This is a genomic window from Chamaesiphon sp. VAR_69_metabat_338, assembly GCF_031423935.1.
Taxonomy (GTDB): domain Bacteria; phylum Cyanobacteriota; class Cyanobacteriia; order Cyanobacteriales; family Chamaesiphonaceae; genus Chamaesiphon.
Map to the genome: position 1 here is coordinate 1 of NZ_JANPGM010000460.1, position 9,547 is coordinate 9,547.

The following is a 9,547-nucleotide window of genomic DNA, read 5'->3' on the forward strand; positions in this document are numbered from 1 at the left end:
CGATGTAGAAGGCGCGGCACGCGGAGATCTGACCGTGAAAGCGGAAGTCACTGCCGACGTATTGGGTGCGGTTGCCGATTCGTTCAACCTCACCATCGACAGTCTCCGTCAAATCGTTCAACAGGTACAAGTCGCAGCAGTTCAGGTCAACCAAAGTTCGACCGAGAGTGAGGCATTCGCCCGACGGTTATCTTCGGATGCACTCAGTCAGGCTGAAGAATTAGCCGTAACGGTAAACTCAGTCCAAATGATGACTGCTTCGATCAAACGGGTAGCCGAAAGTGCCCGCGAATCGGAAGAAGTCGCCCGCACCGCATCTTCAACTGCCCTCAGAGGTGGTGAAGCGGTCGAACGGACGGTAGCTGGTATTCAAGAGATCCGCGAAACAGTGGCCGAAAGTACGCGTAAGGTCAAACGTCTGGCCGAATCTTCGCAACAAATTTCCCAGATTGTCTCGGTGATCTCCCAAATCGCTTCTCGTACCAACTTACTCGCACTTAACGCCAGTATCGAGGCCGCGAGAGCCGGCGAATCCGGTAAAGGATTTGCGATCGTTGCCAACGAAGTCCGCCAGCTAGCCGACAGAAGTGCCAAAGCACTCAAAGAAATCGAGCATATCGTACTCCAGATTCAAAGCGAGACGGGTTCGGTAATGGCCGCGATGGAACAAGGTACTCAACAGGTAATCGCCGGTACCAAACTGGCCGAACAAGCCAAGCGATCGCTCGATGACATCATTCAAGTATCCAATCGGATCGATGCCCTGGTGCGATCGATTACCTCGGATACGATCGAGCAACGCGAAACTTCTAAAGCCGTTACCGAAGTTATGCAATCAGTCGAGATTCAAGCGCAGTCTACTTCTCAAGAAGCCCAGAAAGTATCGTCATCCCTCGAAAATCTGGTGGTCGTCGCCCGCAACCTGCTGACTTATGTCGAACGATTCAAAGTCGAGTAGTTGTTTAGGGGGTAGGGGATAGAGGATAGGGAATAGGGAATGGGCTTCAGGACACAAGCGTCCCCATATCCCTAACTCTGACCCTACGCCTAACCCTAGCCCTAATTCTAAACCTAACCCCTAACCTCTAACCCCTATCCCCTATCCCCTCGTTATGGAACACGATCGCATTCTGGGCTACTTTTTAGAAGAAGCCAGCGAACACTTAAACACGATCGAACAAGGCTTGCTCAAACTGCCGGAAACTGTCAGACAGCCGACGACGATCCGCGAACTGTTTCGAGCTGCACATTCGATCAAAGGTAGTGCGGCCATGCTCGGACTACTCGATATTCAAAAAATTGGCAACCAATTTGAAGCTAACTTTAAATTACTCAAAGAACAGCCCCAAATTGCCGTCGATAGCCATTTACAATCTTTATTTCTCGAAAGCTTTGGATTCTTGAAAGCTGGCATTGAAGAAGTCCGCCACTCTAGCGACCCTTATCGCCAAGATCCCGCGACGATCGATCCGATCGGCGATCCGGTCTTTGAAGAACTTAAAGCTTATCTCCAACACCTGTTAGCCGCCGAGCCAGCCGCCGTAGTACCCGATCGGACGGCCAGCGACGGTAGTAAAGATCCGGCGATCGACCAAGTATTTGGCGAATACGTCACCCGCAAACTAGATACCATTATCAGTCTGTGCTTGCAGCCAGATCTGCCAGAGGTGCGCGCGCAAATCCAGCAGATTTGTCAAAAATTAGGCAATCTGGGCGAAAATTTTGAGTTTCTCGAATGGACGCATCTATTTACGGCCTGTCGGCTAGCAACAGCCAATCCTGCTAACTTTTTGCCGCAACTCGGGGAAAGTATCAGTATTGCTGTCAAACAAGCTCAAGCACTAGTACTCGCCGATCGAGATCGCGAAATTAGAGTTACTGCCGATCTCGAAGCCTTAATTATTAGCAAAACCGTACCGCTCCAAACTGCCGATCTCGAATCGACGGCCACATTATCACCCGATCGATCGAATCTCACTACGCAGAACTTAGATCGCGACACTACTACCGACCAACTGCCAGCCCTCATCTCGATCGGTGGCACCACGCTGCCGCTCGTACCTGCCGCACAACTGCTCGACTTTGACACTACCAATAACCTGTTTGCTAATCCTAGCAGCACCTTCCTCTCAGAATTCGATCCCGAGGCGATGGAATTGAATGAGTTTATGAACTTACTCGGTGACGAGCTGCCTAGTGACGGCACTTGGATGCAAGACGATGAGTTTAGAGATCTTGCGCTGCCCTCGATCGATTTAGACAACTTGGCCAATCATGAGGCATTTCCGCCGCAACTGTCTGAGTTGGCGACCGCCGATCTCGATCGATCGATTACTGCCAGCCATAACTTGCCACTAGTGCCAGCTCTCGATGATGAAGCAGCATTTTACAATCCAGAGCTAGGCGATCTCGACGGGCAAATTCCCGACTTTAGTTCGGCCACAGCCCTATCGATCGCGCAACATCAACCGATCTACTCAGATCTAAATCCGCTCGAACATCTCGATGGCCAGCTACAACCAGAATTCTCGCCATCGCTACCGCTAGCCGAAAGTCCCGTCCCAGATTTTAGTCTGGATTACCCCCTAGACGACCTCTTTCCCGCAACCGCAACGACCGAAGACTGGGCTAATCTCGCGGATTTGTCAGCCAACCCGCTCGCTGAGGCTGAGACGCTCGACGATGCCAATCGCTTCGATTTTGAGGATGAGTCGTTCCAGATGGCTACTACCGGCACGTTTGCTGCCATCGATCGGGGTGATGCCCAGCCAATGCACCCGATCGAATTACCGACACCAGCAGCGGATCTTCAGCCTCAATCTGCCGCAGCCGAACTTACAGACGGCAGCACTGCTACCTCCGATATTCTCAGTTTGGAAGACTTAAATAATTCCCCATCTGCCGCAATCGGTGCCGGACTAGGATTGGCAGGATCGCCAAGCCATAAATTCCCAGATGCCGCAGATCTATCCGGCTTAGCCAACTTAAATGGCACTCCTCCAGCAGCAGATGCCGATCTCCTGTTCCTAGAAGACCTAGACAACCTCGATGCCAACCTCGATGCCGATCTACTCTTTTTGCAAGACTTAGACGAGCAAACCTTGACAGCCAATGTCGATTTGCTTGGCGACTCCAGCGATCGTCAACCAGATCCAGAGCCGACTGCCGCTGAAGATGCCATTGCGATGGAATTAAGTAATTGGGTCGATAATGCTAGCAATCCAGGCGATGACAGAGCTTTTGGCGAGCTAGATCTAGCGATCCTCGACGATATTGCCGCGACGAACAGTGCAACTGGTGACGATGCGCTGAATTTCGAGCCTCACACCCTCGTCGAGGATGAGGTTGCTGCTGTCGATCTAGGTGAGAGCAATGATATTACAGGTTTCGAGTTAGATATTCAGAACTTTGACGATCTGGAACAACATGGCGAAATTGGCAATAGCTTGGCAGATTTAGACCTCGATTTCCTGGCAGATGATGCCAGCGACAATGGCACGAACTCGATCGAGTGGCCCGATCTGGCGGAATTGGATCTCCAGACCCCCGACGATCTAGATCTAGATTTACCAGCACCAACGGCTAGTTTACTAGATGTCAATGCCGAAACTAGCGATCGCCAGCGGGTGAATGCCATCGATCCGATCGAACCAGCAACCGAGCGCGATTTCGATTCGATCGATATGGGTGCGCTCGCTTTCGATAATTTAGCGTCAGATGCCTCTCCCACAGCACAATTCAACAACCTCGACGATCTCGATGCGGATTTAGGCAGCAACGACTTATCCCTAGATAATTTTGACAACCTCAGCGCAGAGTTAGACTCCAACGACTTATCCCTAGATAATCTGGACAACCTCAGCGCAGAACTAGACTCCAACGAATTATCACTAGATAATCTGGACAACCTCAGCGCAGAACTAGACTCCAACGACTTATCACTAGATAATCTGGACAATCTCAGTGCAGAGTTAAACTCCAACGACTTATCACTAGATAATTTCGACGATTTGTTGGGCGAAATGCCTGCTGCTGACCTGCCAGATTTGGGTAATTTAGATGCTTTATTAGGTGTGGCTGCTGTCGGCGGTATTGGTGGTAGCTTGCTCGTGGGTGCGTTACAGTCATCGGCACTTGACGACCTCGATGCGTTAGTCGCTCCCGCTCCTGTCGCAGACAGCAATCTCGACGATCTCGATGGCTTATTTGCAACACCTAAGCCTGTCGTTGTCGCACCAGTTCAGCCACCAGCACGAGAGTCAAAAGAGCGTCGTCCTAAGCAATCGCGGACATTCGAGCAAACGATGCGGGTGTCTGTCCGACACCTCAACAACCTCAATAACTTAGTTGGGGAGCTAGTTGTCAACCGCAACACTCTGGAGCAAGACCAAAATCGGATGCGCCAGTTCGTCGAAAAACTGCTCTCCGAAGTCCAAAAGCTCAACGAAGTCGGCAAGCGGATGCAAGACCTCTACGAGCGATCGTTGATGGAAAACTCGCTCGTTGCCAGCCGTCAGCAATACAAAGCCAGCACAGCGGCTCCTCAAACTAGTGCTACTGATGAAATCAGTGGTGCTAGTGGTAGCAACTCTGGCATCGAATACGATCCGCTGGAAATGGATCGCTTCACGCCGATTCACTTGCTCTCTCAAAAGATGATCGAGTTGACCGTCCGAGTGCGCGAATCTACAGCGGATATCGAATTCGTCGTCGATGGTAGTACCGAAGTCACGCGGACATTGCGCCAGATTACCGGCCAACTTCAGGAAGATTTGACCAAATCGCGGATGGTACCATTCGCTCAAACCGCCGACAGGCTCCAGCGGGGCGTACGCGATAACGGTCTTAAATACGGCAAGCAAGTCGAACTGAGCGTCGAAGGTCGCGATACCCTTATCGATAAAGTGATCCTCGAAAGCCTGACCGATCCGTTAATTCACATGGTGAACAACGCGATCGCCCACGGAATCGAATCAAACGAAACCCGCCAAGCTGCTGGCAAACCAAGCGAAGGTAAAATTATCATCCGCGCCCTCCATCAAGGGAACCAAACGATCATCTCGGTTTCCGATGATGGTGCGGGGATAGATACCGATCGCGTCAAACAAAAAGCGATCGAAAAAGGGATTCTCACCGTCCAGCAAGCGGCAGCCATGTCTAAAACAGAAGCTTACGAGCTGTTGTTCTTGCCTAGCTTCTCGACTAAAGATGAAGCTGATGAATTAGCCGGACGGGGTGTGGGGATGGATGTCGTCCGCACCAGTATCACTGAAATTCGCGGGACGATCGCCACGGAATCGAAACTCGGTGTCGGTACCACGTTTACGATTCGCTTACCACTGGCACTCAGTATCGCCAAAGCCCTGATCGCTGTTAACAACAAGAGCAATATCGCCTTTCCAATGGATGGAATTGAAGATACTCAAGATGTCAGCCCAGAGCAGATCCAAACCGATAGCGACGGCAAGCAGTGTATCTTCTGGCGAGATGAACTCCTGCCATTTACACCGCTCTCCGATCTACTCAGCTTCAATCGTCCGTTGGCGCGCAATAGCTTCTACAGCACCAATGAAGATGATAGCGATTTAGTCTCCATCCTGATCCTCCGCAGCGATGGCAATCTGACTGCCGTTCAAGTCGATAAGATTACTGGCGACCAAGAAATCGTCATTAAACCCCTCCAAGGGCCAGCCGCCAAGCCATTAGGCATTGCGGGTGCGACGGTAATGGGGGATGGTCGGATCGTGCCGATCGCCGACGTGATGGAATTAATCGAGCTGGCTAACGGTACGCTGTCTCGCCAAGTTTCCACTCAGTGGACAGACCAAATTGCCGCTCCGACTGTCGAAATCCGCGAATCGATGGTACTGATCGTCGATGACTCGATCACCGTCCGCGAATTGCTCTCATTGACCTTCAAACGGGCTGGCTACCGTGTCGAACAAGCCCGCGACGGTCAAGAAGCCTGGGACAAGCTCAGAGCCGGTCTACCCTGCGATATCGTCTTCTGCGATATCGAGATGCCCCGGATGGACGGACTCGAATTCCTGTCCCGCATCCAAAAAGATGCCGCTCTCAGCAAGGTGCCTGTCGCGATGCTAACCTCACGCGGTAGCGATCGACACCGCCAAATCGCTTCTCAGCTCGGTGCCAGCGGCTACTTCATCAAGCCGTACCTCGAAGAAGCTCTCCTCGACGCCGCCAAGCGGATGATTAAAGGAGAAGTGTTGGAGATCGTTTAGCGCAGACGCCGCCAAGCGGACGATCGAAGGGGAAGTATTGGAGATTGTGTAGCGCACAGAGCGCAAAGCAGACGATCGAAAGGGAAGTCTTAGAGATAGTCTAAGGACGGGGCGAGGGGGAGACGGGGAAACGAGGAGCGTAATTACCTCACAGTCCCTCAGTCCCCCAATCCCCAGTCCCCCAGTCCCATTACTTAATTCGTTTTTTACTTGCCTGTTTGACAGGCATTTTTTTTTGCTTATTTAAAGCCTGCAATCGATTACCCCGATTGGTAAATCGATTGAATGTTGATACCAACCAATCGCTACTATAGTGACTCATCGCGCCCAACTCTAAGCCACAAAACAAGGCTAGATAAACTGGATAATTGCGCTCGATCGACTGCTGAAAAATCGTCAATAGCTGTTGTTCTGTATAGGTCTTATAACCAGCAAAATGCGCTATTTCTAAATAAATTAAACCAAATAAACTCAACCATAAACCCAGATATAAAATTCGCCCGATCGTCCCAATAATTGGGCCATGCGACCAGATCGATCGATGCTTAATCGCTTTCTGATACGGTCGCCACATCCACCGCAATACTCCCCAGCGTTTGTAGTGAAACGAGTATAAATCTAGATCTGGCCCAAAAATCAGCCCGCTAAACAAAAATCCCCCCGACACCCAAAATGCTAAATCGGCACGGGCAGTCGCATACAGCGTTCCGCCCGCAATTAGTGGCAGACTCCAAAGCGTTACTCGATCGTGGGTGCGTCCGGATGGCAAAGTTAATTAATTAGTGGATAGTGGATAGTGAATGGTGGATAGTTATAGATACTAAGTTCTAACACAAGGGCAATTATACACTTCCGATCTCGATTCACTATCCACCATTCACTATCCACCAAATGACAAATCTGACTGACGACCAGTACAAACAAAAGATGCAGCGGCGGCAGCAGGTACAAGCCGAGCGGATCGAGCAGTCGATCGACAAAAAAGGCTTGATTATCATCAATACCGGCACGGGCAAAGGCAAAACCACCGCCGCCCTGGGAATGGTGCTCAGATCCCTCGGACACGGCTATAAAGTCGCGATCGTGCAATTTATCAAAGGTGCCTGGGAACCAGCCGAGAAAGCCGTTCTAGAGCGGTTTGGCGACCAGTTAGTCTTCCAGGCGATGGGTGAAGGGTTTACCTGGGATACTCAGGATCGCGATCGCGATATTGCCACCGCCGCACGCGCTTGGGAGCAGGCATTGGCTTACATCATCGATCCGAGCTATCAATTAGTCTTACTAGATGAGGTAAATATCGCCCTCAAACTAGGCTATCTCAGCCCCGAAGTCGTCATCGCCGGACTAGCCCAAAAGCCCGAATTCTCTCACGTCATCCTCACCGGCAGAGGCGCGCCCCAAAGCCTGATCGATATCGCCGATCTAGTTACCGAAATGACGATGGTTAAGCATCCCTTCCGCGAACAAGGCGTTAAAGCACAGCCAGGAATTGAATTCTAGGCAATTGGAAGAAGATCGTAGATCGTAGGGTGTGTTATCTCGAAGAGTAACGCACCAAATGTTAGTAACATACCAAAGAGTTAAATCTCATTAATCATTTATGATTGCTAATGCTTTGATTTCGTTCACAATTTCCGCCAAGAATCGATCGCTCCCATCGATGATTTTGGCAGCACTATAATAAATCATCGCATTGAAGCCTTTGGTATCCCCCGAAACCCGAAAATCCGTTCTCACCGCGATAACGGGAATCCCTTGGCTGACAGCATAACCACATTCCCAGCAAGTACCGCTATCAGCATCCGCCCCATCGACGATCGCGACCACGATCGCCGCCGATTTCAGCCCCGACAGACAGGTTTGATAAATTTCTGCATCTTGTTTTTGGGCGCATTCTTGTTGCGGTAGAAATACTTGATAACCATTATCTGTCAAATATTTACACACGCTGAGATTGAAATCTTGTTCGCCCTTGGTAAATAAAGGCGCAGCTAAATAGATATACTTTCTGATTGATGTTTCTAGTTGCTGCATTGTTTATAACTCTATATTGAAATTTAATTGCCCGATCGCCTATCATGAGAATACCTTCGATCGAGGTAACACAACAATGATTCTAGTCAACTCTATTTTACCGATCAATTCAGAAGCAGAATACGATCGAGCCTTAGCAATTGCTGAACCACTAGTAGCCAGTCGCAATCTGAGTAATGAAGAATCGGAATTTTTATCATTAATTGTGATATTAATTGAAGACTATGAAGGCAATCATTATCCAATGGGTGATGTCAGTCCTCATGCGGCTTTGTTACATTTAATGGAATATAGCGGCACTAGTCAAACAGATTTGGTTGGATCGATCGGATCTGCTGAGATTGTTGCTAAAATCGTTGACGGTAAACGCTCGATCGATCCCATCCAAGCTAAGGCTCTTGGTGAATATTTTCATGTTTTGGCTAGTTTGTTTATTTAAAAGATAGAGATGTACGATCGAAATCAATCGATCGAGCAAACCCAATAACATTTAGATCGAGTATTGAATTTTAATAGGTTGATATTATTCATTAATAACTTCTTTAGATATATTAAACGTCACTGGATATTTTTTAAATTGCTTGTACTGAGGTGAACTAAACCATGCAGCATTATTAGCATTTTGCTGTTTGCAAAATGCTTTAATAAAATTCCACATCAACTTACAATCATCTTGTAGTACTTCCTCAAAATATTCTGTACCAGTTAGGCTGATAATTTTAAAATTTGTGCTAGCTGGACTAGGATATAATTCCTGTAAGATATTGTAAGGTGCTACAGCATTTGCTTGGTTTGAGTATGCTGTTATCCAAAGTGAATAAATTACTCCTAGCGCACAGTAACGTGGATTCCTCCATGTTGGTGGTAAAATTCCGATTGATTGTGCGTTGAAGGATTTGAGAGCAACACTAATTACACGACTGATTTTGGAAAATTGAGTTTCACTAAGGCTTCTACCTGAGTTAGGTCGGAAGTTAATCGCTGCAATTCTCTTCCATTTGTATTCAGGTGCTTCCAATAGCTCATATTGATTTGAGTAAAGCCAGCTTTTAGCTTCTAGAACATCAAATTTACTATCTGTTTCTTTTAGAATGCGATCTCTTAAGTGATTTTTATGACCCATAAGTAGAAAATCAAGATCGCCTACTTGATTTACATCACCAGTTATAAGCTCAAGCTTGATTTCCACAACTTATATCAGAAAATAGAGGATTTAGGATCGAGTTAATCAGCTAAAATTAATCTCGCTCTCTCTATAATACCCAACTGCA

7 protein-coding genes are annotated in these 9,547 nt (G+C 48.6%); 4 read left to right on the forward strand and 3 right to left on the reverse strand.

Annotation, left to right across the window (positions count from 1 at the left end; translation table 11 throughout):
- Positions 1-958 (forward strand): methyl-accepting chemotaxis protein (locus RMO84_RS12700; RefSeq protein ID WP_310488819.1); only part of this gene is annotated, 958 nt, incomplete at its 5' end.
- 154 nt (positions 959-1,112) lie between these two features.
- Entirely contained in the window at positions 1,113-6,242 is a 5,130-nt protein-coding gene (locus RMO84_RS12705; RefSeq protein ID WP_310488820.1) for a response regulator, read from the forward strand.
- 190 nt (positions 6,243-6,432) lie between these two features.
- On the opposite strand, the gene RMO84_RS12710 is transcribed toward RMO84_RS12705, so the two are convergent.
- A complete protein-coding gene (locus RMO84_RS12710; protein WP_310488821.1) occupies positions 6,433-7,011 on the reverse strand; it encodes a metal-binding protein in 579 nt (192 codons plus the stop codon).
- Positions 7,012-7,133: 122 nt separating this feature from the next.
- On the opposite strand from RMO84_RS12710, the gene cobO reads away from it, so the two are divergent.
- Positions 7,134-7,742 carry a cob(I)yrinic acid a,c-diamide adenosyltransferase gene (gene cobO, locus RMO84_RS12715; RefSeq protein ID WP_310488822.1) on the forward strand — a complete coding sequence of 203 codons (609 nt, stop codon included), beginning with the start codon at positions 7,134-7,136 and terminating at the stop codon, positions 7,740-7,742.
- Between the two features lie 90 nt (positions 7,743-7,832).
- On the opposite strand, the gene RMO84_RS12720 is transcribed toward cobO, so the two are convergent.
- Positions 7,833-8,276 (reverse strand): nucleoside 2-deoxyribosyltransferase, encoded by a 444-nt coding sequence (locus tag RMO84_RS12720; RefSeq protein ID WP_310488823.1) that lies wholly within the window; start codon positions 8,274-8,276, stop codon positions 7,833-7,835.
- Between the two features lie 16 nt (positions 8,277-8,292).
- Here RMO84_RS12720 and RMO84_RS12725 point away from each other — a divergent pair, with 16 nt between their 5' ends.
- Positions 8,293-8,715: a transcriptional regulator gene (locus RMO84_RS12725; RefSeq protein WP_310488824.1), complete on the forward strand. Its 423-nt coding sequence runs from the start codon at positions 8,293-8,295 to the stop codon at positions 8,713-8,715.
- Between the two features lie 84 nt (positions 8,716-8,799).
- Here the strand turns inward: RMO84_RS12725 and RMO84_RS12730 are convergent, their stop codons facing one another.
- Positions 8,800-9,465, reverse strand: a complete 666-nt coding sequence (locus RMO84_RS12730) for a hypothetical protein (RefSeq protein WP_310488825.1) — start codon at positions 9,463-9,465, stop codon at positions 8,800-8,802.
- Positions 9,466-9,547 lie beyond the last annotated feature (82 nt).

Excerpts from the sequence above, each read along its gene's own strand:
- RMO84_RS12720 (WP_310488823.1), bottom strand. The coding sequence starts at position 8,276 with ATGCAGCAACTAGAAACATCAATCAGAAAGTATATCTATTTAGCTGCG.
- RMO84_RS12705 (WP_310488820.1), top strand. The coding sequence starts at position 1,113 with ATGGAACACGATCGCATTCTGGGCTACTTTTTAGAAGAAGCCAGCGAA.
- cobO (WP_310488822.1), top strand. The coding sequence starts at position 7,134 with ATGACAAATCTGACTGACGACCAGTACAAACAAAAGATGCAGCGGCGG.